20 protein-coding genes and 1 pseudogene are annotated in these 22339 nt (G+C 70.2%); 12 read left to right on the forward strand and 9 right to left on the reverse strand.

The features are described from left to right. Positions 1 to 169 precede the first annotated feature (169 nt). The 6 genes from ACZ9QC_RS18790 to ACZ9QC_RS18815 form a co-directional block, all read right to left on the reverse strand. Complete coding sequence (locus tag ACZ9QC_RS18790; RefSeq protein ID WP_472921165.1) at positions 170 to 1900, reverse strand: type IV secretory system conjugative DNA transfer family protein; 1731 nt, start codon at positions 1898 to 1900, stop codon at positions 170 to 172. Positions 1901 to 1977: 77 nt separating this feature from the next. Beyond that, positions 1978 to 3405, reverse strand: coding sequence for an outer membrane protein assembly factor BamB family protein (locus ACZ9QC_RS18795; protein WP_472921166.1), 1428 nt, complete (start codon positions 3403 to 3405; stop codon positions 1978 to 1980). Next, the gene (locus ACZ9QC_RS18800) at positions 3402 to 5489 is read right to left on the reverse strand and encodes a peptidoglycan DD-metalloendopeptidase family protein (protein WP_472921167.1); all 2088 of its coding nucleotides are present in this window, start codon (positions 5487 to 5489) and stop codon (positions 3402 to 3404) included. The genes ACZ9QC_RS18795 and ACZ9QC_RS18800 overlap by 4 nt, the downstream gene beginning before the upstream one ends. A gap of 6 nt (positions 5490 to 5495) precedes the next feature. Next, the gene (locus ACZ9QC_RS18805; protein ID WP_472921168.1) at positions 5496 to 6185 is read right to left on the reverse strand and encodes a hypothetical protein; all 690 of its coding nucleotides are present in this window, start codon (positions 6183 to 6185) and stop codon (positions 5496 to 5498) included. 333 nt (positions 6186 to 6518) lie between these two features. Further along, positions 6519 to 6881 (reverse strand): DUF4913 domain-containing protein, encoded by a 363-nt coding sequence (locus ACZ9QC_RS18810; RefSeq protein WP_472921169.1) that lies wholly within the window; start codon positions 6879 to 6881, stop codon positions 6519 to 6521. Between the two features lie 48 nt (positions 6882 to 6929). Continuing rightward, the gene (locus ACZ9QC_RS18815; protein WP_472921170.1) at positions 6930 to 7547 is read right to left on the reverse strand and encodes a hypothetical protein; all 618 of its coding nucleotides are present in this window, start codon (positions 7545 to 7547) and stop codon (positions 6930 to 6932) included. Between the two features lie 361 nt (positions 7548 to 7908). Between ACZ9QC_RS18815 and ACZ9QC_RS18820 the strand changes: the two genes are divergently transcribed. From ACZ9QC_RS18820 to ACZ9QC_RS18860, 9 genes and pseudogenes are all read left to right on the forward strand, one after another. Further along, positions 7909 to 9705, forward strand: coding sequence for a conjugal transfer protein (locus ACZ9QC_RS18820; protein WP_472921171.1), 1797 nt, complete (start codon positions 7909 to 7911; stop codon positions 9703 to 9705). A gap of 59 nt (positions 9706 to 9764) precedes the next feature. Then, positions 9765 to 10040 carry a TrbC/VirB2 family protein gene (locus ACZ9QC_RS18825; protein ID WP_184905623.1) on the forward strand — a complete coding sequence of 92 codons (276 nt, stop codon included), beginning with the start codon at positions 9765 to 9767 and terminating at the stop codon, positions 10038 to 10040. A 52-nt stretch (positions 10041 to 10092) separates the two neighbouring features. Next, positions 10093 to 10575 carry a hypothetical protein gene (locus tag ACZ9QC_RS18830; RefSeq protein WP_316726801.1) on the forward strand — a complete coding sequence of 161 codons (483 nt, stop codon included), beginning with the start codon at positions 10093 to 10095 and terminating at the stop codon, positions 10573 to 10575. A 114-nt stretch (positions 10576 to 10689) separates the two neighbouring features. After that, positions 10690 to 13686, forward strand: coding sequence for an ATP-binding protein (locus ACZ9QC_RS18835; protein WP_472921172.1), 2997 nt, complete (start codon positions 10690 to 10692; stop codon positions 13684 to 13686). A gap of 58 nt (positions 13687 to 13744) precedes the next feature. Then, complete coding sequence (locus ACZ9QC_RS18840; RefSeq protein ID WP_472921173.1) at positions 13745 to 14359, forward strand: hypothetical protein; 615 nt, start codon at positions 13745 to 13747, stop codon at positions 14357 to 14359. Between the two features lie 20 nt (positions 14360 to 14379). Next, a complete protein-coding gene (locus tag ACZ9QC_RS18845; RefSeq protein ID WP_472921174.1) occupies positions 14380 to 16566 on the forward strand; it encodes a hypothetical protein in 2187 nt (728 codons plus the stop codon). A gap of 50 nt (positions 16567 to 16616) precedes the next feature. Then, positions 16617 to 16757 carry a hypothetical protein gene (locus ACZ9QC_RS18850; protein WP_472921175.1) on the forward strand — a complete coding sequence of 47 codons (141 nt, stop codon included), beginning with the start codon at positions 16617 to 16619 and terminating at the stop codon, positions 16755 to 16757. Further along, the gene (locus ACZ9QC_RS18855) at positions 16754 to 17506 is read left to right on the forward strand and encodes a hypothetical protein (RefSeq protein WP_472921176.1); all 753 of its coding nucleotides are present in this window, start codon (positions 16754 to 16756) and stop codon (positions 17504 to 17506) included. Before ACZ9QC_RS18850 ends, ACZ9QC_RS18855 begins: the two co-directional genes overlap by 4 nt. Positions 17507 to 17639: 133 nt before the next feature. Then, positions 17640 to 17939, forward strand: a pseudogene (locus tag ACZ9QC_RS18860) (WhiB family transcriptional regulator); the annotation flags it as partial. Here ACZ9QC_RS18860 and ACZ9QC_RS18865 read toward each other — a convergent pair. Continuing rightward, positions 17838 to 18218, reverse strand: a complete 381-nt coding sequence (locus tag ACZ9QC_RS18865) for a hypothetical protein (protein ID WP_472922006.1) — start codon at positions 18216 to 18218, stop codon at positions 17838 to 17840. The pseudogene ACZ9QC_RS18860 and the gene ACZ9QC_RS18865 overlap by 102 nt on opposite strands. Before the next feature lie 162 nt (positions 18219 to 18380). On the opposite strand from ACZ9QC_RS18865, the gene ACZ9QC_RS18870 reads away from it, so the two are divergent. The 3 genes from ACZ9QC_RS18870 (at position 18381) to ACZ9QC_RS18880 (ending at position 20844) form a co-directional block, all read left to right on the forward strand. After that, complete coding sequence (locus tag ACZ9QC_RS18870) at positions 18381 to 19229, forward strand: hypothetical protein (RefSeq protein WP_472922007.1); 849 nt, start codon at positions 18381 to 18383, stop codon at positions 19227 to 19229. A 28-nt stretch (positions 19230 to 19257) separates the two neighbouring features. Next, complete coding sequence (locus ACZ9QC_RS18875; protein WP_215448046.1) at positions 19258 to 19533, forward strand: hypothetical protein; 276 nt, start codon at positions 19258 to 19260, stop codon at positions 19531 to 19533. A gap of 129 nt (positions 19534 to 19662) precedes the next feature. After that, positions 19663 to 20844 carry a hypothetical protein gene (locus tag ACZ9QC_RS18880; RefSeq protein WP_472921177.1) on the forward strand — a complete coding sequence of 394 codons (1182 nt, stop codon included), beginning with the start codon at positions 19663 to 19665 and terminating at the stop codon, positions 20842 to 20844. On the opposite strand, the gene ACZ9QC_RS18885 is transcribed toward ACZ9QC_RS18880, so the two are convergent. Beyond that, positions 20845 to 21102 (reverse strand): DUF6406 domain-containing protein, encoded by a 258-nt coding sequence (locus ACZ9QC_RS18885; RefSeq protein WP_472921178.1) that lies wholly within the window; start codon positions 21100 to 21102, stop codon positions 20845 to 20847. It abuts the gene before it with no gap. Positions 21103 to 21110: 8 nt separating this feature from the next. Then, a complete protein-coding gene (locus ACZ9QC_RS18890) occupies positions 21111 to 22274 on the reverse strand; it encodes a C2 family cysteine protease (protein WP_472921179.1) in 1164 nt (387 codons plus the stop codon). Positions 22275 to 22339 lie beyond the last annotated feature (65 nt).

Consider the following 22339-nt stretch of genomic DNA (forward strand, 5'->3'; position numbering starts at 1 on the left):
GGCCGGGGCGGCGCGTACCGCCCCGGCCTCACCACAGCGTCACCACGGCCTCACCGCGGCCGGGCGGGAGAGGCTCAGGGCGTGCACCGGCCTCACCGCGGGCTCACCGTGACTCACCGCAGCCGGGCGGGCGAGACCCCAGGGCGGGCGCCGGCCTCCGGCCTCGTTCTCAGCGCGCCCCGGGGTCGTACTTGCGCAGCGACTCCTGGACCTCGCGGGCGTACGGCCCCTCCCACCACGGGATGGTCTCGACGAGGACCGGCTTGGTGCCGGAGGCGAGGACGAGGGCGCGGCCCGGGGGCATGGCGCCCAGGTCGGAGACGCCGAGGACGCGCTGGCGGCTGACGGACTCGCTGACCGTGCGGTTGCCGCTCCAGCCGCCGAACTCCGACTCACGGCTCGCCTGGTACTCGCGCTGGTCGTACTCGCCCGCCAGCTCGCTGAGGTCGCCCAGGAAGCGGGTGTCGGAGACACCGCCGCCGTAGACGCGGATGTTCGCGGCGGACCACAGCTTCTCCATGCCGCGCTCGCCCCACACCTCGATGCCCTGGGCCCAGGACTGGAGGATGGTCATGAGGATGATGCCGCGCGAGCCGTAGTGGGAGTACAGGTCGGGCAGCGTGCGCCAGCGGCAGACGTTCGCGGCCTCGTCGAGGACGCCGACGAGGGGCAGCGGGAGGCGGCCGCCGCGCTGGGTGGTGGCGTACTCCTCGGCCGCCTCGACGACGGCGACGGTGAGCGCGGTGACCAGCGGTCCGGCGGAGTCGCGGCCCTCGCGGGAGAGGGAGTACAGGGTGCCGCCGGTACGGACGAAGGCATGCGGGTCGAACTGGGGTGCGTTCGGGTCGGCCGGCGGGGTCACCCAGCGGTTGACCTCCGGGTTGATCAGGCAGGACGCCATCTGCTGGGCGACGCCGTAGATGCCGCTGCGCTGCTTGTCGGGGGCGGTGAGCACGCCGTTGAGGCCGTCGGCGGCCATGGTGTGCCCGGAGCCGCGCAGGATCCGCTCGGGGGTGTCGTCCTTGGGGTTGGACAGCCAGGTGTAGATCTGCGTGATCGGCATCTTGCCGCAGGCGGCGGCGAGCAGCAGGTTGGCGAGCAGGTCCTGGCCCGCCGGGTCGAAGAAGGCGTCCGTGGAGGCGTTGGCGTCCCGCGAGCCGCTGGCGAAGTGGTCGGCCATCTTGCGGGCCTTGGCCACGTCGGTGACGTACGACAGCGGGTTCCACCACCAGCTGGGCGTCTCGGCGGCGACCTGCTGTGGGTCGAAGACCCAGACGGGTCCGCGCGCGGAACGGGGCCCCCGGGTGGAGTCCACGATGTCCCGCTTGTTGGAGGTGACGAGGACGGCGCCGGGCCCGTCGAGGATGGCGGGGACGGCCCGGCGGGTCGTCTTACCGGTCCTGGGCCCCCAGATGTCGACGTGCATGTCCTCGTACGAACCGAACAGCGGCTGGCGGCCCTTGACGGACCGTCCGATGAAGACACCGGGGGTCTGGGCCTTCACGCCGAGCCGTTCGGCGATGGCCGCGGCGCCCTTCATGGTCAGCTTGCCCAGTTCCTCGCCCTTGGCGAGATGCTGTGCCGCCCCGTCCACCTTGGGCTTCTTCCGGAACCGCTGGACCACGCGGTACACGGCGGTCCCGAGGATGCCGAGCAGCACGGCCTCGGCGGCGGCGACGGCGCTGGCGGGCGACCCCGGCCAGCTGTAGTCGCCCTTGACCAGGGCGACGAGGAACGTCAGCGGGTTCGACGCGGGCGCCGGCGCGTCCGCGAACGGCGCGCCGATCTTCGCCGCGAGCCAGGCCCCGACGACCCCCAGGAGCACGATCGCGACGACGATGACGATCTCGATCGTCCAGTCGTCCTCGGCGCGGGGCTTCTTCTGCTGTTCTGCGGTCACCCGCGGGTCCGTCCTTTCTGGGGGTGGGATGGGGGTTGGGGCGGCGTCCGCCACCACACCATGCGTGCCGGTCGCGGCTACCTCTTCGTCTCCGGGGCGAAGACGAAGAGGTCCGACCCCGCCAGCACCCCGTAGCCGTTCGTGGTGAATTGCAGGGGTTCGGCGTCGGCGGTCAGGCCGGGGCTCAGGTCCGGGGCGAGGTCGGAGGCCAGGACCTTCTTGGTCTTCGGGTCCAGCGCGGTGAGCCCCATGCCGTCGACGGAGGCGTAGAGGACACCCGTGGTCGTCAGACCCCAGGGTTCGACGATGTGCTCGTCCTCCTCCTGCCGCCACAGTTCGGCGCCCGTCCCCGGGTCCCAGGCCACCGCACCGCCACCGAACCGGGTGACCACAGTGCCGCCGTCCGGGGCCAGGACGATGTTCCCCTGTCCTCGGGAGAGCTCGTCGAGGTCCTGCTTCGGCCCTTCGGCGATCAGCCGACCGGTCTTCAGGTCGACGACGGTCAGGATCTCGTCGTCCGCGTCGTCGCCCGGCTGCTTCCAGGCGAGGATGCCCTTGTCGTCGGCGAGGGGGAGGAGACGGGCATCCAGGTCGCCGGAGTCCTCGACCGCGGTGAGGGCGGACGGCCGGTCGACGTCCCCGAGGTCCCACAGTTCCTTGCCGGCGAGGCGGTCGCTGACGACCAGGCGGCTTCCGCTGCCGTCGACCACGGACCAGGTCGAGGCGGTGCGGTAACCGAACCCGGGGCCCAGCGGCTGCTGGTCGAGGCCCCGGTCGCGGACCTCGACGGGGGCGCCGCCGCCGATGGGGGTGTACGTGTCGCTCTTGTACTCCTCCTTCGTGAGGAGGTGCCCGGCCTCGACGCTCAGGCCGGAGCCGTCCTCACCGGTGAGGGTGGAACTGCCCAGTTCCTTCCCGGACGGCGCGTACATGGTGTATGTCGTGGTGATCGTGGCCTTCTTCAGTCCGTCCGGCTCGACCACGTCACCGGAGACGACCAGGAGGGCCGGGGAGCCGTCCTTCCACTCGGAGATCTGCAGGAAACGGTCCAGGGACCGCTCCCGGTCGCCCTTCCAGTCGGCGGGGACCGTGACGTCGACGGTCCGACGGACCTCGCCGGTGGCCGGGTCGTACAGCCGGGCCCGGAAGCGGCTCTCCGTCTCCTCGGCCTCGGAGTGCTCCGAGAGGTCCTCGGTCAGGACCACGGCGTCACCCAGCACACAGGTCTGGGCGTCGAAGTGGACGACCTCGGTCGCGGCCGCCTCGGCCGGGTCGTCGGCGCAGCCCCTGAGGCCGCCGCCCTTCAGGCTCCACACCGGTTCCGCCGACAGGCCGGGCAGCCTCGCCCCTTCATAGGCGGGACCCGTCCGCCGCACGGCGGAGGGTGAGGCCTTGGACTTCGTCCTCTCCGTCGCCTCCGTGTCCTCGGGATCGCCGCTCCCGCCGCAGGCGGTCAGGACACCGAGGGACAGGATCGTCCCGGCCACCAGGAACGTGCGCCTCATGCGTCCTCCGTGCCGGTCTTGCCGTCGCCCTCGACCGCGTTCGTACCGGCCGGGATCGGCACGCGGTAGACGCCCGTGATCTCGTCCTGGACGTCCCAGGTGCTGAAGGAGACCGACTTGCCGGGGCGCGGTGCGTGGATGATCTTCTTGGTCTTGGGGTCCCAGACGAGGCCCACATGCCCGGAGAAGCCGCCCCCCTCGGGCCGGAAGAAGATCAGGTCACCGGGTTGCGCCTCGGACAGCGGCACCTCGTACTTGCGGAGCCTGGGCTCCTGATCACGGGTGGTGGCGCCGATGTTGATCTTCCCGTCGCTGGCCATGTAGTACGCCCACTGCGTGAAGCTGGAGCAGTCGAAGCTGGTCGGGTTCCGGCCCTGGAGTCGCGGCGCGCCGTACACGTACGGGACACCGACCCCGCGCTGCGCCCAGCCGAGGACCGCGCGGATCACCGGGTCGTCGGAGTCGGGGAGGACACCGGAGGCCCCGACTCCGTCGGGGGCGACGGCCGCGCCGCCGTTGTCCTCGGCGCACTCCTCGTACTGCGCGTTGCGGCCCTCGCCGTTGCTGTCGCCCGGGACGGTGCCGTAGTCGGGGTTCGCGGTGACCCGGCCCGCCATCCACTCCGCCGGGTCGACCATGCCGGGGCCCTGGTCCTGGCCGCCGACGAACGGGTTGTCGACACCGGGGACGAGGACCTCCCAGTGCAAATGGGGGCCGGTGACATTGCCGGTCGCACCGATGGTGCCGATCTGGTCACCGCGCTTGACGGACTGACCGACGGACACCTTGATCGAGGTCTGGTGGGCGTAGAGCGTGATGACACCGTCCGCGTGGCGGAGCTTGGTCATGTTTCCGTACGACCCGCCCGGCCCGGCGACGATGACCTCTCCGTCGGCCGGAGCATAGATCGGCGTGCCGGTGGTGGCCGTCAGGTCCAGGCCGGTGTGGTAGCCGAGGCTCCACATGTTGCCCTGTTTGTGGTAGGGCGTACCTATCTGGTAGGTGCCCTTCTTCATGGGCCACTGCCAGTCCTTGCCGCCGGTGACGGGCTTGGCGGCGGGGAGCGCGAGGGTCGTCGAACCGGTGGCGACGTCTGCGTCTGCGGAGTACGCGGCCAGGGACATCGCGGTGGTCGTGTCGTCGCCGCTGTCGTCCAGCGGGGGCGTCGACCAGGAGCGGGCCGGGCTCGCGGCGATGCTGAGGGCCCGGCTGGGCTGGGCGTTGTTGCCGACCGGCTCGGGGATGTCCGACTGCTTCCCCAGGGTGGGGAAGGCGGGGTTCTTCTCGATGGTCTCCTTCAGATGGGCGTACCAGCGCTTGATGAGGTCCTTGTCACCGGTGAGCGCCCCTCGGTAGCGGGCTGACTGGGTGAGGACGACACGCGGGTAGACGCTGTTGGAGGAAGCCGAACCGGAGTAGATCTGGAGGGCCTTGAAGGGCTGGGTCTCCGCCTTCTTGGCGTGCAGGAAGTTGGCCGCGGCGTAAGCCGCGTCGTCGATGTTGTACAGGTCCCTCTTACCGTCGCCGTTGCCGTCGTCGCCGTAGTCCGTCCAGGCCGGCTTGCCGAACTGCAGGATGCCCATGTAGCCGAGGGAGTTGGCGCCGCCGGGCGCGGCCGAGGGGTCCTGGCCGTACTTGGTCTCCTGGTACATCTGCCCGGCGATCATGGTCCAGTCGAGACCGTCGTAGCGGGCGGCCGCGCGCATCGCGGCGAGGATCATCTTCGGCGGGATCTCGTTGCGCGCGGTCTCGCTCGGCGTGTACATCTTCCCGGCCGGCATGACCGGGTTGGTGGCCGCCGCGTCGTCGGTGTTGCCCGCCTCGGCGTTGTCGGCGTAGTCCGCACAGGAGGCGGCGGCGGCTCCCGCTCCCATGCCTCCGAGGAGCGACCCCAGCAGCACGAGGACGAGGGTGCCGATCCCGGCCAGGGGCAGGAATCCGACACCCGCGGCTATCCACAGCCACTTCTTGTTGTTGTTCTTCTTGCCGCCACCCGAGCCGTTCTTGACCTGGGCCGCCGCCTTGGCCGCCTTGGCGACCTTCGCCGCCTTCGCGGCGGCGGCCAGTACCGCCGGTGCAACCATCGCGCGTCACGCCCCCGAGTCGTCGGAGGCGCCCACGTCACCGAGCCCGAAGATGTCGAAGCCGGAGACGACCCACTTGCCATTGACCTCCTGCACACTCACCAGCCACTGATTCGACTCGGTGATGGTCTCGCCGCCCTCGGTGCGCGTGGCCTTCACCTCGACCAGGCTGGAGATGGAGCGGCCGCTGCCGCGCACCAGATCGTCCGAGATCACCGCGTCGCGCTCCACGACGGCGGTGCCCTTGGAGGTGCACCGCTCGGCCTGGCAGGTGGCCCAGGCCTTGCCGGTGGGCAGTGCCGTCAGCTCCTTCATCCGCTCGTCGTTCAGGGTGAGTTCGAGGAGCGGTGCCCGCCAGGCCGCCGCCCTGGCCGTGTGGTCGTAGGTGTTGATGCCCGCCATGTACCGCGTCATGATCCCGTGGGCCTCGGCGGCCTCGGCTACCGAGACGATCGGCGCGGTCGCCGCGGCGCGGTCGCCGTCCGACGTGTCCTCGTCGGAGTCGGAGGTCTCCTGTCCGCCCGATCCCGTGCCACCCTGGCCGGCGGTGGCGGTGGGGCTCGCCGAGCCACCGTCCTCGTCGCTCCCCTCGTCCCCGTCGAAGACGGTGAACACGGTCAGGACGGCGATCAGGAGAACGCCGAGCACCCCCAGGGCCAACAGCCCCGTGCGCTTGTTCTCCTCAGGCAACTCCACGCTCCCGCGCCTCCCTTGTGCTGAGCCGGTCCGGCGGTCGACGGGTGACCGGGACACGGTAGGGGGAGGTGTGGGGCGGGCAGCCGAAGGGATTCCCGGCGGGGAAAGCACGGGGTGCCGTCGGGAAAGAACGGGACACCCGGGCGGGGGCTTGGGCTGAGCCTCCCGGACGGGCCACCCGGCGTCACCGCCCCCGGCGGAGGCGAGGCGGACCATCGGCGTCCGAGGCACTCGTGTCGACCCGTACGCCCGGCACCGCTTCGTCGCGCTGTTCCCCCCGCCCGCTCGTCACGCTCACTCCGGCCGCGCCGCTCCCCCGCCCGTCCGTCCCGCTCACTCCGGCCGGGCGTCCACCGGCAGCGGGTCGAACGGGTAGGCCGTGTGCCCGTCCTTGGGTGAACACGCCGCGAACGGGCCGGCGTCGGCGTCCATCAGCACCCGCAGATGCGGGTCGGCGTGGTGCAGCCACCACGTCGACATGCCGAGCGCCGGGTCCTGCCGCAGGTGTTCCCAGGCCAGCCAGAGTGCGGAGAGGCGGGCGCCTGCCTCGGGATGCTCCCACCACCGGGGGCACCATGTTGCCGACGAGCCGTTGACGCGACGCCGGACCATCTGGGCGAGGTAGTCGGAGACGAACGCGTAGACGTCCGCGAAGTAGAACTCCGGCTGTTCGGAGGATGCTTCGGTGCCGCTCATCGTTCCGCTCCTGCGGGCTTCTGTCGGGGGCCGGGGACGGTGGAGGGGTCAGGTCAGGACGATGCCGAGGAGCAGGAGCACCACGACCACCGCGCCCATCACGATGCGTGCCCTCGGGTCCTCGCGCTCCCACAGGTCATGGACGAGGGCCCAGCCGGTCAGCCGGGCGGCGCGGCCGCCGTGGAGACCGGGCGCATGGCCCTGCTGGTCCTCGTCCGCGCCCTCCCCGTCCTCCGGGAGCGGCCCGGACTCGGGGTCGGCGTCGAAACCGACCGGCAGCCCCTGCTGCTCCTGGGCCACCAGGACCATCTGCTCCAGGAGTTCGGGAATCGTGTGCGGGGTGAGGGGATAGGTGAAGGTGCCGTACGGCGTCTCCATGCACAGCCGCGCCTGCCAGGGGTTGCCGGGCTCGTAGCCGTCGACCCAGGCGTGGTCGGCCTGGAAGACCTGGGGCGCCTGGGGCGCCGCCGGTACGGCCGCGGGAACGGGGGCCGGGACGGGCGCCTGCGGTGCCGGCGGGGTGTGCTGGACCGGCGGCGTCTCCTGGACCGGCGTCTGCTGCGCAGGCGGCGTCGGCTCGACCGGCTCGACCGGTGCGGTCTGCTGGGCGACGTCCCAGGCGCGCGGATCGGGCTGCTGCTGCGGGTGCCCGTTGTGGTCGGTCAACTCTCGTCCTTCGCCGGGTCCGTCGGGTGCAGGGTGTTGCGGGTACTGGGTGTTCCGGGGCGTCGTGCTCACGGCGGACGCGCCCCGCCGTACGGCGGAGGCCCCCCGCGCATTGTGGGCCCAAGGCGGGCCGGGACAGCGAGCCCGCTTTCCCGCCGTGTCCCTGACACTTTTCCCGGCCGCTTTCCCGGAGGCCGCCCCGCCGGGAATCCACGCTCTCCCGGAGAGGAAAGCGGCGGCGGTCCGGTGACAGGTCTTTGTCACACTGCCTGCGCACCTGGCTGGGCCAGGGCCCGTCGTGCGGTGCGGTCGTGACCCGCCCAGGCGGACGGGGAACCGACTCGCTGGAGTAACCGACTCGATGACAGACCACAACAGCCCTGCTGGCGCGGTCGGCGGAGGCCAGCCTTCCGGGCAGCCCGGGTCCTTCGGTCCTCCCCCACAAAACCAACAGCCGCAGCAGCCCCAGCCGCCGCATCAGCAGGCGTGGCAGGCGCAGGGCCAGGGGCAGAACGCCCCGGCTCCGCACCAGGCGCAGCCCGCGGCTCCCCAGGCCTCGCACCCCCAGCCACAGCAGCTCCCCTCCGACGCGGCCCGTGCGCAGGTCGCCGCCGCCTGGGTACGCAACACGCCCCAGGCCGGCCAGGCCGCCGTACCGGCGCTGCCGCCGCGCGAGACGCGTCCCGCGAGCGAGACGAAGAAGGAGAAGCGCGAGCGCGAGCGGGCGGCCCGCAAGGCCGCGTACGAGCAGAAGAAGGCGGCGAAGGAGCAGCGCAAGAAGGGTGGTTCGGCTCCGGTCCCCGCCGCTGCCTCGGCCGCCCGGCCCGCCTCCCCGATCGCCCCCCACACCGCCGGGGGTTCGCCCGCGCACCAGGCGAACGTCCCGGCCAACGCCACGCTCACGCTCAGGGCCGGTGCCGCCTCGGCGACCGGGGCCACCGCGGGTAGCACGGCCGCCGGGCCCTCCGCCACGGGTCCGGCCGCCGGCGCTTCCGCCCAGACCGGCGCCAAGGCCACCCCCGCCGGCGACTTCGGGGTCCCCAAGCCCGGTGGCCGTATCCCCGCAGGTGGCCGCCGTACGCATGTCGCCCTCCGGGCCACCCTGCTGATCACCACCTGTGTGTTCGCGCTGGGCTCGTGCGGGGTGATGGGGCTGGTGATCGGCAAGTCGTCGACGCCCGCGACCGCCGGGCTCGACCCCGCCGACGCGGCCAAGTACCGCCTCAGCGAGTTCCCGACCCGGCAGGCGGCGACCTTCGCCGAGCAGTACGCGCTGCTGTGCATGACGTACTCCCCCGAGACCGCGTCCACGCGCCGTGACGACCTCGCCCGCTACATCTCCTCCGGCGTCGACGGCGAGTGCGGCTGGGACGGCAAGGGAACGAGCAAGGCCGTCGCCGCCACCTGGGACGGCACCGCCGAGACGCTGCCCGAGTACGGCGACCACGGCCGCTACCTGGGCGTGCAGGTCCGTAGCGAGGGCGGCAAGCTGACCACGCTCACCGTGCCCGTCTATGTGAAGGACCTCGCGACCGGCGAGGGCATGCGCGTCGCGGGCGACGTCGGCCAGATGCCGCTGCCGCCCCGCGCGGACGTGCCGCCGGTCGACCAGGACGCCGAGGTCGTGGACGACACCCTGTCCGACCAGCTGCGGGAGCAGGTGCTGCCCGGCTACTTCGAGGCATGGGGCGCGTCCGACACCACGGCCATGGCCCGTTTCACCACGTCCGACGCCACGCAGGCCGCGACCACCGGGCTCTCCGGCGAACTGTCCGAGCCCACCGTCAGCGAAGTCGACGCACTGGTACCGAGGAACGTCCAGGGCACCGACCCGTACTCCTACGCCGACGGCCAGGCCGTTCAGCTCCGGGTGGTCGTCGCCTGGACCGACCCGGCCGGCGGGGCCGTGAACCGCTCGTACCGGATGACCGTGGTGAACACGGCCCAGGGCTGGTTCATCAAGGACGTCCGCGGCGGTGTGCTGGACGCGGAGGGCGGCCGGGCCGACGTGGACGAGGAGACCGCCGCGCCCGACGACGACACCGGGTCCGACGAGGACACGGCACCCGACGAGGACGGCGCCGCCTCCCCGTCGCAGTCACCGTCCGCCTCCAAGTCCCCCCGGTCCTCGAAGGACAAGCAGTCCGACAAGTCCTGAGCGGGACCACGTCCCCCTCTTCACCACGCCTTTCACCGTCTGATCGAGAGGAACCACCCGTGTACCTGGCAGCCACCCTGGATTCGATGTTCGGAGAGATCCAGGACATCCTCACCAACGCCGGCACGATGGTCGCCGTCATCGCCCTCCTCGTCCTCGGCATCCGCATGCTGCTGTCGATGAAGCGCGGTGACGGCATGCGCGAGGCCTTCCAGGGCTTCGGCATGATCGCGCTCGCCGCCCTGATCATCGGCGGCGCCAGCGGCCTCGCCGGTGTGCTGATCGACCTCGGCAGCCAGATCGGCGGCGGCGAGGGCGGCCAGGGCAACAACTGACGTCCGTCCGACGGATCGTCAGCCACCCTAGGAACGAGGGGAGTCAGCCGCGATGGCCCAGGAGGCACCGGAGCCGCTGGTCGCGTACGACCACACCGATCTGGTCAACCGTCCCAAGCGGATCTGGAACTGGGGCAACATCCCGCTGCCCGGCCTGCTGCTGCCCGCGCTGGGCGCGGCCTTCGGCTTCGGCCTGGTCTGGCTCATCGGGCTGTTCACCCTGTCCGCGTTCCTGCCGTTCCTCGGCATGTCGATGTGGACGTCGATCCTCTACTTCGGACCGCCGTTCGCCGTCTACTTCGTCTGGGGGCGGCCCCTGCCCTCGGCGCTCACCCTGAGCCAGCAGCTGGTGGTGTGGACCGACTGGTGGTTCCAGCCCAAGCGTCTCCAGGGGCTCTCCGCCGACCAGGAACCGGAGGAACTGCACTGGCAGGTCATCCTCTGGACCCCCGGTTCACCACGCTGGCAGGCGCGTTACGACGACGCACGCCGGGCGGCCGCCGAACGCGGCACCGCCTTCGCGGCTCACCGCTGAGCCACACCCACGCACCGCTGAGCCACTACCGCGCACCGACCGGTCCCGCACCGACCCCCGGTCCCGCACCGACCCACCGCCAACCGACCTCGATCCACCGCAGGTGACTCCTCCATGTTCATGATGATCCTTCTGGGCGGGGCGGCCGCCTTCTTCGTGGTCGCCATGATCATGGCCGCCTCGTCGGGCAAGAAGCAGGGCCAGGGCGGAGGCGGCAGAAGCTCGTCCTCCTCCCGCTCCAGGTCCTCCGGTTCCTCGGCCTCCGCGCGCCGCGAGGACCTCCGCCTCCCCTACCGCTACGCCGACGACATGATCTTCGTCCACGGCGACTCGGTGTGGACGGGGCTCGTCCTGCCCACCGCCATCGACGAGTACCTCAACGCCGGCGAACTGCAGGCGATGGCCGAGGGCCCGCCGCGCGGTCTGCTCAACCTTGCCCGCGGTGACCGCAACGTCGAGTGCCACTACCGCAAGGTGTACCAGCCGATCACCGCGCTGACCTGGGCGGAGGACCTCAACGCGGTCGCCTGGGACCCGACCGACAACTACAAGGCGTACAACCTGCGCAAGGCCGAGTACCAGGAGCGCATCGGCGCCAAGCGCGAGCGCAACATCCTGCTGGTGAAGCTGGGTTCGGTGAAGCGCACCGGCGGCGGGACGGGTGTGCTGTCGCAGGACGACGAGCCGCACGACGACGCCGGCCTGCTCAAGGGCGTGAGCGGGGCCGCCGACCAGGTCACCGCCGCGGCGACCGGTGTCGCGGACGAGTACCTGTCCCCGTCCGTGGTGGCGGAGTGGACGCAGGTCGCCGCGGAGGTCCACGAGAGCCTGGAGAACCTCCGCGGGACACCCCTCACCCGCGAGGAACTGGTCTGGCTGATCCGCAAGCCGCTCCACGGCGACCTGCCGGTCCCGCCCGAGCCGGTGCTCGGCTCGCGCGCCTGGGGCCCCAACGCCTTCGACCTCGTCGTCGACTTCTCCGGTGAGAACCGCAAGACGCACATCGTCCTGAACCAGTACGACGAGATCACCGGTGAGCAGCAGACCAGCTACACGACGACCCTGGTCGCCGCCAACTGGCCTGCGGAGACCCGCTTCCGCCAATCGACGGCGTGGGCCCGGTACGCCGCGCAGCACGTGGACTTCCCGGTCGAGATCGACATGCGGTTCACGCTCATCCCGTACCTGAAGTTCAAGGACCGCGCCGACAAGATCCGCGGCAACCTCGTCGACGAGATGAACGACATGGCCAACTCCGGCCGCAGCCCCGACACCAAGCTGGCCACCCAGGTGACCCGCGCCCAGGAGCTCGTCGACGACATCGAGGAGCACAAGATGCCGGGGATGGAGGCGCAGATCCGCTTCACGATCTCGGCCCCGGACGTCAAGGAGCTGGAGCGTCGCCGCCGGGTCCTGGAGATGCAGTTCAAGCAGGACCTGAAGGTCACCTTGCTGCGCCCGACCCGCCAGCAGTGGCGCCTGCTGCAGTCCCAGCTCCCGGGCGACGCGCCGAAGCTTCCCATCGCCCCCTACCTCCGCCTCCAGGAGGTGGAGCAGCTGGGCGCCGGACTGCCCACCGCCGGAACGGAGTTGGGCGACAACCCCGAGCAGCGCTCCGGCAAGCGCCTCGGCTGGGTCGGCAACCTGGTCGGCTGGGCGGGCAAGATGCCGGTCCACTACTCATTGCACGTCGGCCCGGCCCGCAACGACGGCGGTGGCCTCGCCATCGTCGGCGCCTCCGGTGGTGGCAAGTCCTCCCTGGCCCTGCAGAAGTTCTACGAGGAGTCCGAGTCGGGCGTCCGCTGCCTGGTCATCGACCCCAAGACCGACTTCGCCCAGCTCTGCTACTACCTCGCCTTCGGCTCCCAGGTGAACGACCCGGACTTCGCCGGCGACGCGGAGACGGGCCTGCTGGGCACCCCGGCCAGCAAGTTCCAGCCGGTCAACCCGGAGTTCTGGGCGGAGACGGAGGTCGTCGACCTCCTCAAGGGCCAGGCGGGCGTACTGGACCCGTGGGTGATCGCCCGGGACGTCCCGGCCGGCCGTCTGCTCGCGGAGTCCATGCTGCGCGGCTTCCTCGGCGACGAGGACTACCAGCGCGTACGCCTCCCCGTCATCGAGGCGATGGCCACGGTCATCGGCCGCTACAACTCCGCGATCCGGCAGGCGGTGGACCAGGGCCTGACGGCCCGCGACGCCGACCAGCAGGTGCCCCGCCCGACGCTGTGGCAGGTCGTCGACGAGGTCGTGGCGGCGTACGACCACGCGATCGCGACGAACGACCGCGAGGCGGCGAAGGACCTGAAGCTCGCGCAGATGCTCCTCACCGAGCTGCGCACCCTCCCCTACGCCCGGCTCGCCTTCGCCGAGCGCCCGCAGCCGCTGTCCGCGATGCGCAAGCGCCGTACGGTCATCACCCTGCGAGGCTTCCAGTCACCCGCCGCCTCGGACCCGCGCAGCTGGAACCCGGCGGAACGGCTCGCGGCGACGGCCCTCATGGCGGTCGTGGAACTCGGCAGCCAGATGCTCGACGTCGGCTACGAGAAGAACCCGGTGACAGGCGAGATCGGCCTGCGCCCCAAGGCGCTGTTCGTGGACGAGGCATACGTCGTCACGGCCACGGAGTCGGGCCGCGACCTGATGCGCCGCGCCCTGAAGCAGGGCCGCTCCTACCTTGCGGTCACCGTCCTGATCACCCAGCAGGCCATCGACCTGGTGCAGATCGAGGACTCCGAGGCCCGCAGCGGTGGCGCCAACCAGATCCACACGGTCTTCGCCTTCAAGCAGAAGTCCGCGCAGGAGGCGTCCCTGGTGGCCCCGCTGCTCGGCCGCCCCGAGGACGACCCGAAGGTCATCGCGGCCCTCCAGGAACTGCGCACCGGTGTCTGCCTGCAGCGCGACGCCGACAAGCGCGTCGGCACGGTCGCCGTCGACCTGGTCTTCAAGGAGATCCTCGCGGCCACGGACACCAACGGCACGACCCGCCCGGCCCGCCAAGGGGTCAACCCGCCGCTGAGCGTGTGGGACTGGACGTTCCTGCAGGAGATGGCGGAGGACCCGGCCCGTCCCCCGGCCCCGGAGACGACCGCCCCGGAGACGGCCACCGTGTGACCTCCCACCGCCAGCGCCGCAGCGCCCCCCACCCGCAGCCCCCAGCCGAAGAAGGACCATGCGAATCAAACGAGCACTCACCATCGGCGCCCTCCTCCTCGTGTCGGTGTCCCTGACGGCATGCGGCGGGGACGACGACACGAGCAAGCCGTCGGGGAAAGCGAGCGCGGAGGCGGGCAAGGGCGGCAAGGAGTCGACCGGCGAGAAGCAGCCCGACGCCTTGCCGTCGGCTTCGGACATGGCGTCCATCGAGTACTTCCTCAACCAGCACGCCGCTTGCCTGGATCTCCAGACCGGCAAGGAGTACGACGCCTCCACCCAGGCGGAGCGCTACGCCGCCTGGCTGGAGGAGGACCAGTCGACCGACCCGGTCTGGGCGATCAAGGACCGTGCCGTCTGCATGGACCAGTACGACCATCCCAACACGCTGCTCCTGATCTCGGACATGAAGCAGTTCCAGACAACGATGAAGGAGAAGGGCTACCGCGGCATCCTCATCGGCAAGGACTTCGCGGTGTACCCGCAGGACGACCAGACGGCTGAGGCTCTGCGGACGTCGGGCCTCAACTACCTGGCGTGCGACCCGAAGTTCGAGGTCCCGAGCGGCTACGAGAAGAAGCCCGCGCAGGCCGACGGGTGCGTCATGACCACGTACATCCCCACAGACGTCTGATCCGCTCCGAAGGACTTCTCATGCTGACCCTCAGCCGGCCCCGCGCCGACCGCCCGGCACGGCGCCGGCCGAAGCGGTCCCTCCTCAAAACACTGGTCAGTGCCGGTGTCGCGGCACGCGCCGCGCTGTTCGTGGCACTCGGGGTGATCGCCCTCTCGCTCTCCACCCCGCAGTCGGCGAAGGCCCTCTTCGACACCTGCGACTGGACGTCCGACAGCATCAACCAAAAAGCCGACATGCCGGGCGCCTCGGAGAACATCTTCCCCTCGGTGAAGCAGTGGGCCGGCAAGCGTGAGCTCGTCTCCGGCGCCGTGCGCCTGGACGGCTCCCCCGGGGACTACACCGTCTACGAACTCGGCGCGCTGCGGGGCCTCAACTGGGCCTCGACCCAGCAGAGTCAGAACCAGGCGAAGCAGGGCGAGCGCGGCGAGAACGCGGACAACGACGACTGCAGCATCCAGAACGAGATCTACAACTCCATCGCCCAGATGGTGTTCGACCTCAGCAAGTTCATCACCCGCGCCTCCATCAGCATCAAGGAGATCTCCTCCAACCCCAGCCCGCTCGCCGCTCTGTACGAGGGCACCGTCGAGGGCAAGAACAGCGTCGTCGACCGGCTGAACACGAACGTCTTCCAGGTCGCCGTGCCCACCATGATCCTGCTCACCGGGCTCTGGGTCTTCGGCAAGTGGCGCAAGGGCGACATGCGCGAGGTGTGGTCGGGAGTGGGCTGGGCCGCGTTCGTCGTGATCGCGGTGTCGGCGTTCCTGGTCGACAACAACTACACGCGCGTGGTCGAGACGGCCGACTCCGGAATCGCCCAGGGCAACGCCGCACTGACCGAGGCGGTACTGGGCGGCGCGGTGGACGACATCGAACCGCCCTGCGACCTGGCGGCCAACGCGCCGCAGCGCGGTATGCGGATATCCAGCTGCGCCATGTACGACACCCTGGCGTTCCGGCCCTGGGCCATCGGCCAGTTCGGCGATCCGGGCAAGAAGCGCATGGAGTACAAGGGCTCCACGAGCTGCGACTTCGGCGAGAAGGCGCGATGCACCGATCTGCGGGTCAAGCAGGTCAACGTCCAGTCGGTGACCAACTTCGACTACTACAAGGACTGGTCGGACGTGGACGGCGGTGTGATGAAGCACAAGGAGAACCAGTACGGGGAACTGCGCAACTACATCGCCAAGAACGAGAAGTCCCGTGTGTACGAGCAGTGGAGCGGTCACAAGCCCGGTAACCGCATCACCATGGGCGTCTACGCGCTCATCGCCTCCCTCATCGTCGGCATCATGGTGGTCGTGCTCAGCGCGCTGACGCTGCTGTGGCACTCGGTCACCCTCATCATGATCATCCTGCTGCCGCTGGTCGCGATCATCTCGATCCACCCGACCCAGCAGAAACTGCTCAGGGGCTGGTGGCAGACGTTCGTGCACAGCTTCGTGCTACGCGCCGGCTTCGGCGTGATCCTGACCATCCTGCTGCTCTTCTACCAGCTGATCCTGCCGCTGTCGGTCCCGCTGGGCATGCAGCTGCTGATGCTGCTGCTGGTCACCATCTCCGTCGTCATGCTGCTGAAGAACCTGCTGTCCGGGAAGTTCTCGCCGCAGGTGGCGGGGGCGGAGGACGCCCTGGGTGTCGGGGACGCCGCGAACGCCACGTTCAACAAGGCCGCCGCCGTGGCCCCGGGCCTGGCCGTCTCCACGGCGGGCACCACCGCCCGCCAGACGGGCCGGGTCGCGGGCACCGCGGCCAGGGGAATGGGCCGGGCGGCGGGCAGCACGGCACGCAACGGCGCCTGGGCGGTGGACAAGCTCGCCTTCAAGGGCAAGTACCGGGACAAGATGCAGCGCAGGGGCTGGCTGGGCCAGTCCAAGCGTGAGCAGCGCAAGGACGCCTATCTGGCGAGGGAGGACGCGCGCGAACTCCGCGAGCAGCGGCACGGCGAGGACGCACAGCCGGAGCCGGAGGGACAGACGCCCACCGCGCCCAGGCGCAGCGGACGCGTCAGCGGATCGAGCGGTACGCAGACCCCGCAGCCGTCGCCCACACCCTCGCCCACGCCGAGTCCCGCACCCGCGGCCCCCGCGCCGAGGCCCCAGCCCACGCCGACGTCTCCTCGGACCACGCCGGCCGATCCGACGCCGCCCGCCATCCCGGCCCCTGCCCCACGGGACCCCCGTGGCCCGAGCGGCCGCGTCTAGCCGACCGCGGCCGTCCACCTGACCCCGCACCCGCACCGAGGAGCCGTCCCATGCCCGCCCCGAACGCCGAGCGCGACCCCGACCGGATGGTCGGGGACACGAAGCGGCTCTCCGGTGCGGCCCGGCCCACGGTGCGGGCGGGTGTCCGGGGCGGCGCGCCGCACAGCCACGGGAGAGTGACCGCCCCATGAGCCGCACCCCGCGCACCACGACCGACGCCCCGCGCACCACGACGGGCGCTCCGCGCACCACGACGGGCGCTCCGAGCGCCACTGCCGCTACTGCGAGCACCACTGCCGCTGGTTCGGCCCACGGCGCGCGCGGCGGCAGCCCCGCGCCGTCCCGTCTCGTCCGCCTCCTCCACCAGGACAAGTCCGACCCCTGGGCCGTCCGCATGCTCCCCCGCGTCGTCTTCGGTCTGGCTGCCGCCTACACCCTCTTCGCCATCGCGTCCCAGAGCGGCTCGTCCTTCGTGATGGTCTGCGCCACTCTGCTCCTCGGTGGAACCGTCTGGCTGCTCCGCCGCCGCACCCAACTCCTCCTCGCCCTCGCCTCGACCATCCTCACAACCGCCTTCACCGGCTACTTCTCCGCGGTGGGCGACTCGGCCCGGATGACCACCAGCGCTGCCGTCACCGGAACCGCCGCGTTCGGCTACTGGGCCCTCACCGGCATGGCCCTGCTCGGCGCCTGGATGGTGAAGGAGCACCCGGGCCGGCGCGGCGTCACGGTCGTGCTCGCCGATGTGATCCTGGTCATCGGCTCCGTCGTCGGCATGTTCGTGCCGGAGGCGGGCGTGCCGATCGGTTTCGTGGGCGTGCTCGGTGTCCTGGCCGTGCGCGGCGCATCCGCGAAGGCCATGACTGCCCGGGTCAGAAGGGTGGGCAGGGCGATACGTCGGCCGCGTCCTCGTGACACCCGTAAAACGGCGGACAGTTGAGGCTCCTGTGAATGGTTCGTCGCGGCACTGTTCGTTTCCAGCCAGCACTTTGCACATGCGTTGCATGAGTTTGACAATTTGTTCTAGAGTCCCCCGCGATCACAGATCACCACGGGGGCTATTACTCATGCGTATGGCAAGCCATACGACGCTGGCCAGGCTGCCTGTCCGACCTGCCCGCCGGGCGGTCGACCGGGAGGCCCACATACCCGACGCGGCCCTGCCGTGCCGGCGTCGGCCGGACGTCTTCCAACACCCGCTGCTGGACAACTCGGAGAATCCGCAAGGCCCGCACTCCCCGGTCGCCGCGGCTCCGGCACATCCGGGCGTATCACCCGATCAGCGCCGCCAACACCTCGTCCTCCTCCGCACCGCGCGCGATCTGTGCGCGTCCTGCCCCCTCTGGGCGGAATGCCTGCAGGACGCGGTCGCGTACGCCGAGCCGTACGGCTACACGGCGGCCACCACGCGGGAGGACCGGCGCGCACTGCGCCGCATGCTCGGCCTCGGCGACGAGAACGGCGACCTGCCGGCCCACGCCGCCGTCCGCTTCGACTCCGGTTCGCTCCCCCGACGGCTCACCCGGCTCCGGTCCCGCGCGGACGAGTCGTCGGCGACCCACTCCGGAATCCGTCGGTCGACCGCGCCGGACCTTCCCGAACTGGAGCGGATTCTCGACGCGTTCGACCAGCTCCAGCAGCTTCAGGGGCAACTGGCCGATGATCAGCGCATGTTGAGGGAACGTCCACCGCGCGCCGCTTTGACATCGCTGTTGCAACCACACACCCCCACACAGCCAACGCACAGACATACACCCCCTCCGGACGGGCCGTCACACACGTCCGGACCGTCGAACGGCAGGAGCGAGGAACCCATGGCAGCGGCCGAGGCCGGGCAACGGATCACCTTCTCGTACGAGGATCCCGCCCTGGCCGTACGGCAGGCCGTGCTCGGCCCCCTGGTGCGCTCCGCCCTCCCCGCGCTCACAAGCCTCGAACAGCTCGTCGCGATGCTGACGTGCATGCCGGGCGGCACCGACCCGGCCGCCGAAGCCCCGCGGAACCTGCCGGCCGTACGGGACGCCGTCGAGTCACTGCTCCCGGACGCCGCCGCAACCCCCTCGGACACCGACGGAACACCCCTCCCTCCCCGTCGCCCCCTCACCGGCTCCGTCTCCGTCGAGCTCGCCACCACCGACCCGGTGGCCGCGCTCCGGCGCGACTTCCTGGAACCGCTGCTGCGCGAACTCGCCGCCACGCTCGCGAACATAGAGAAGGTCGCGACGATGCTGGCGGCCGCCGGCGACGAGACCGGCGACGCCTCCCTGGAGACGATCCGCACAGCCGTACGCGAGATCCACGACCGCCTCCCGCGATCGGTCTCCCCCACATCGCACCCCACGCACACCGGGCACCCCGCCCCGGCCGCGGCAGGACCCGCCTCCCGCCGCACCCCCTCGACCCCCAGCATCCGCGCCGCCGTCGAGAAGGCCGTCGCCGGCTTTCCCGGCGCCTTCTCCGCCCGCGACGTGCTCCGCGCGCTCCCCGCCGGCGTCTACGGCGACCCGTCGAAGACCATCAGCAACGTCCTCTCCACCCTGGTCAAGTCGGGCCGCCTGCAACGTCTCTCACGCGGCACGTACGCTCGCGTCCTGGAAGCCCTGAACGTCGAGGACCTCGACGAGACCCTCCTCCCCGAGCGGGGAGAGGCGAAGAGCGCCTGACCCGAGCCGGAAGGAATCCCGACCCGAGATGACCGAACCCACCCCGTCTCCGATCCCGCCCGCCGCGAACCCCGGCGCGGCGGACGCCCAGGTGCACGTCTTCTCCCCCAACGCCGGCCTCATCGACGGCGTCCCGGTCACCGCGCCGCCGTACGGCGACATCCAGGACGTCGTCCTGTCGATCCTCCAGCAACGCGCCCAGCAACTCGGCGCCCCCACCCCGGCCACCATCACGGACAACCGCTACGGCGGCGCCATCCGCCTCCTGATCCACCCGGACGGGACGACGGAACAGCTGGACTGAGGTCCGGCAGCCCAGAACAGCCATCGCTGCCGTACTCGTCACAGCACTCTGTGCCGGACTCGTTCCGGTCCATCCCCGCCATCGCCAGGAGAACGTCACCAAGCTCCTGCATCAGCCCGAAGAGCAACCATGAGTCGTCAGAACCGGACCCCTCAGCAGTTCGTCACCGAATTGCTGGAACTGTCCGAGCTGGACTGGCGAGAAGTACTGCGCGTCCGTAGGCCTCCCCTGGAGCCGGGCGTGTGGTGTGCCCGGTTCGGCTGGGAACCGACCAGCTTCGCACCGTTCCTGGAGGTACGGACGGGTGCCGGAGGTGATCTCGCTCTGGACTTGGTGTCCAGCGGTGAGCTCAAGCTACGAGAAGCCCGCCACCGTGTCTGGAGCCGGGAGGCCCGAACCTCCGACGACAATCCCGTGCTCCTGGCAGAGGGGGCCCGGGCATGGCGGACCTACCTGGCCGCGGCACGCTCGGTGCTGGGAGAACCGACCTGGGAAGGATCCTGGGATTCCAAGGACTTTCCCGACCGACTGCGTGGCACGATTTTCACCGATCCGCTGATCCGGCTGGAGGAGCGGGACCCATACCGGCTCGCCTACTGGTTGCCTGATTCCGGCGTCGGTCCGTTCATCGTCATGGAGCTGACCCTTGCTGTGGGAACGGCTCACGACGTCTGGGGCGGTGCCGCAGCCCTGTCCGTGAAGTTCAGATCGCGCAGTGAACTGGACATCAGCCAGTCCAATGGTCTGAACCCCCACGGCGATTTCCACCCCCACAAGCCTTTCCTCCCAGGAGTCTGGAGTCGCTGGGCCGAGCGGACGTCCGCGGACGGGACGTATATGGCGCGAACGCAGCTGGGTGTACTGGTCACCACGAACGACTGGGGCCGCAAGTCCGCTCTCATCTACTTGAATCGGCTGACGTACCGCCAGTCGGACGGAGTCCGCCGGCTGGAGTCACCGCGTGTGTTCCAGGGCGAGGCAGGCGGCTCGTCAGAGGTGGTCGAAATCGCAGGTGCCTCGGGGCAGGTGCTCGCCCGACACGGCTTCCCTCCGCCGGGCCAGGCGCACAAGGGCATCCTGAGGTTCTTCAAGTGCCAGGAACTCGACGACGGCGAGTACATCGTCCGGATCCCTGACGGCACCCGGACCTCCTGGACCACCCCTGCGGATCAGCGTATCCGCGCCGCTGTCCCCCTCCCCTGCCACGAGGTCGCCTTCGCGATACAGGGGAGCGCGCCGACCGAAGCAAGGCCGACTCCCGAGCGAAAAATTGACGACGCCGACGACCCCTATCGCCCGTCCCTGTGGTGACTACTCCACCAGACGCAGAACCGCTCGCACGTCGTCACTCGTCGGGTCTACGCGAGCCACGACCCATGTCTCGTCACGGACCGAGAACGTCTCTCCGACCTCGAGGACGTATTTCTTCTCCTCGTCAGCGACGACAGTCAGCGAAATAGTCAACGGCCCTTCGTCCGGAGCCTTGACGTAGCGCAGAATAAAACGGATACCATTCCTGCGCTCAGGAACCGCGTGACGAAGCCCGACCTCTTTAAGAACAGCACTCACTCGACAATTCACCCCAGCGTAGTGTAACGGTTCTTGATGTTGTCCCTGAATTCTTCGATAGTCAACGGCTCCGGGTGGTCAACATTGTGCGGATTGCGCAAATGTATCTCATTCCGGTCATCCACTGCCGTAACCTCATAAACATGGGAAGGAATAAGATCTTTTGCAAGCGGCGCAGCCTTGGGGTCATCAGCATTCGTCCCGATCAACACCGGGAGCCCGTTGTCGAGTTTTTCGCGGAGCGTATCCAGGAGTTGACGGTCGGGGCTCCTCCCCTGCGAGTCGTGATCCTGAGGAAAGTCCTCCGAGTAGGCCGGCAGGCCGGTAAGTTGGGTGAGCATTTCCGCTCGACTGTCAGGATCAGAACCGAGGTCGAGACGACGATACCCCTCGGCCCCGTCAGGCGTCTTGTCGTTCCATGTCTGATCAACGCCCGCCAAGGCCTTCTCCATGACGGCCACCCACGCCATCTCACCCCCTCCCGTCGACGCGTAAGCAGGCCCCTCAGGAGAGAAAGTCGGCACGGGCAGATCCGGCGTCACGGTGAGCACCGCCTTCCCCCCGGTGGCCTCATAGTGCTGCCAGCCGTCGACGGTTCGGCTCTGCACCTGGTGAAGGGTGACCTCGTACGTCCCGTCACGATTCTCCCGAACGCAGCCGGCGATGTCCTCCGGACGGTGCCCCGCAACCGCACCGAGTGCCGCGATCACGCCACAGTCGCCGAGGCTCCCCTGTTCGGTCTGGTCACGACGCGGCGGCCCGTCGAAGAGAGGAACGCGATCTCCGTCGGGGCGTTCGAGCGGCTCGCCGTACTCGACGAGCCCGACGCCGATTCCTTCCACCCATTTTTCGTTGAAAGCCGGTCGGTCGACCGTCGCGTATAGGTCCTCCGACTGGTCGACGGACTTCCTCTCGAGCACGGTGCCGCGAATCTTCTCCCACATCCCACCCAAAAACGCGCCTTCAAGGTCACCGTCGGTGCGGTGGGACGGCGGGTACTCCCCGTCATGGGGGGCTGCAGGCTCTGTCGGCTCGCTCTCAGATGCCGGAGCACCATCACCGTCGTCGGCCGCGTCCATCGCCTCGACGTCCTCGGGCTCTTCCGGAGTGTCAAGCGGTCCACCCTCTCCGGGCGCCTCGAACTCCTCGGGCTCTTCGGGCTCCGCGTCCATATGCGCAGGTTCCGGTCGTGCGGGCGCTGTCAGCGCCTCGGCGGCAAGCCCGGCCTCGCGCGCCG

It is taken from the genome of Streptomyces sp. HUAS MS02 (assembly GCF_055702265.1).

What these genes read in the sequence shown, in the direction of transcription:
- ACZ9QC_RS18870 (WP_472922007.1), top strand. Translation starts at nt 18,381, where the DNA reads ATGGCAGCGGCCGAGGCCGGGCAACGGATCACCTTCTCGTACGAGGAT.
- ACZ9QC_RS18830 (WP_316726801.1), top strand. Translation starts at nt 10,093, where the DNA reads ATGGCCCAGGAGGCACCGGAGCCGCTGGTCGCGTACGACCACACCGAT.
- ACZ9QC_RS18855 (WP_472921176.1), top strand. Translation starts at nt 16,754, where the DNA reads ATGAGCCGCACCCCGCGCACCACGACCGACGCCCCGCGCACCACGACG.
- ACZ9QC_RS18840 (WP_472921173.1), top strand. Translation starts at nt 13,745, where the DNA reads ATGCGAATCAAACGAGCACTCACCATCGGCGCCCTCCTCCTCGTGTCG.
- ACZ9QC_RS18835 (WP_472921172.1), top strand. Translation starts at nt 10,690, where the DNA reads ATGTTCATGATGATCCTTCTGGGCGGGGCGGCCGCCTTCTTCGTGGTC.
- ACZ9QC_RS18850 (WP_472921175.1), top strand. Translation starts at nt 16,617, where the DNA reads ATGCCCGCCCCGAACGCCGAGCGCGACCCCGACCGGATGGTCGGGGAC.
- ACZ9QC_RS18875 (WP_215448046.1), top strand. Translation starts at nt 19,258, where the DNA reads ATGACCGAACCCACCCCGTCTCCGATCCCGCCCGCCGCGAACCCCGGC.
- ACZ9QC_RS18795 (WP_472921166.1), bottom strand. Translation starts at nt 3,405, where the DNA reads ATGAGGCGCACGTTCCTGGTGGCCGGGACGATCCTGTCCCTCGGTGTC.
- ACZ9QC_RS18820 (WP_472921171.1), top strand. Translation starts at nt 7,909, where the DNA reads ATGACAGACCACAACAGCCCTGCTGGCGCGGTCGGCGGAGGCCAGCCT.
- ACZ9QC_RS18810 (WP_472921169.1), bottom strand. Translation starts at nt 6,881, where the DNA reads ATGAGCGGCACCGAAGCATCCTCCGAACAGCCGGAGTTCTACTTCGCG.
- ACZ9QC_RS18845 (WP_472921174.1), top strand. Translation starts at nt 14,380, where the DNA reads ATGCTGACCCTCAGCCGGCCCCGCGCCGACCGCCCGGCACGGCGCCGG.
- ACZ9QC_RS18880 (WP_472921177.1), top strand. Translation starts at nt 19,663, where the DNA reads ATGAGTCGTCAGAACCGGACCCCTCAGCAGTTCGTCACCGAATTGCTG.
- ACZ9QC_RS18890 (WP_472921179.1), bottom strand. Translation starts at nt 22,274, where the DNA reads ATGGACGCGGAGCCCGAAGAGCCCGAGGAGTTCGAGGCGCCCGGAGAG.
- ACZ9QC_RS18800 (WP_472921167.1), bottom strand. Translation starts at nt 5,489, where the DNA reads ATGGTTGCACCGGCGGTACTGGCCGCCGCCGCGAAGGCGGCGAAGGTC.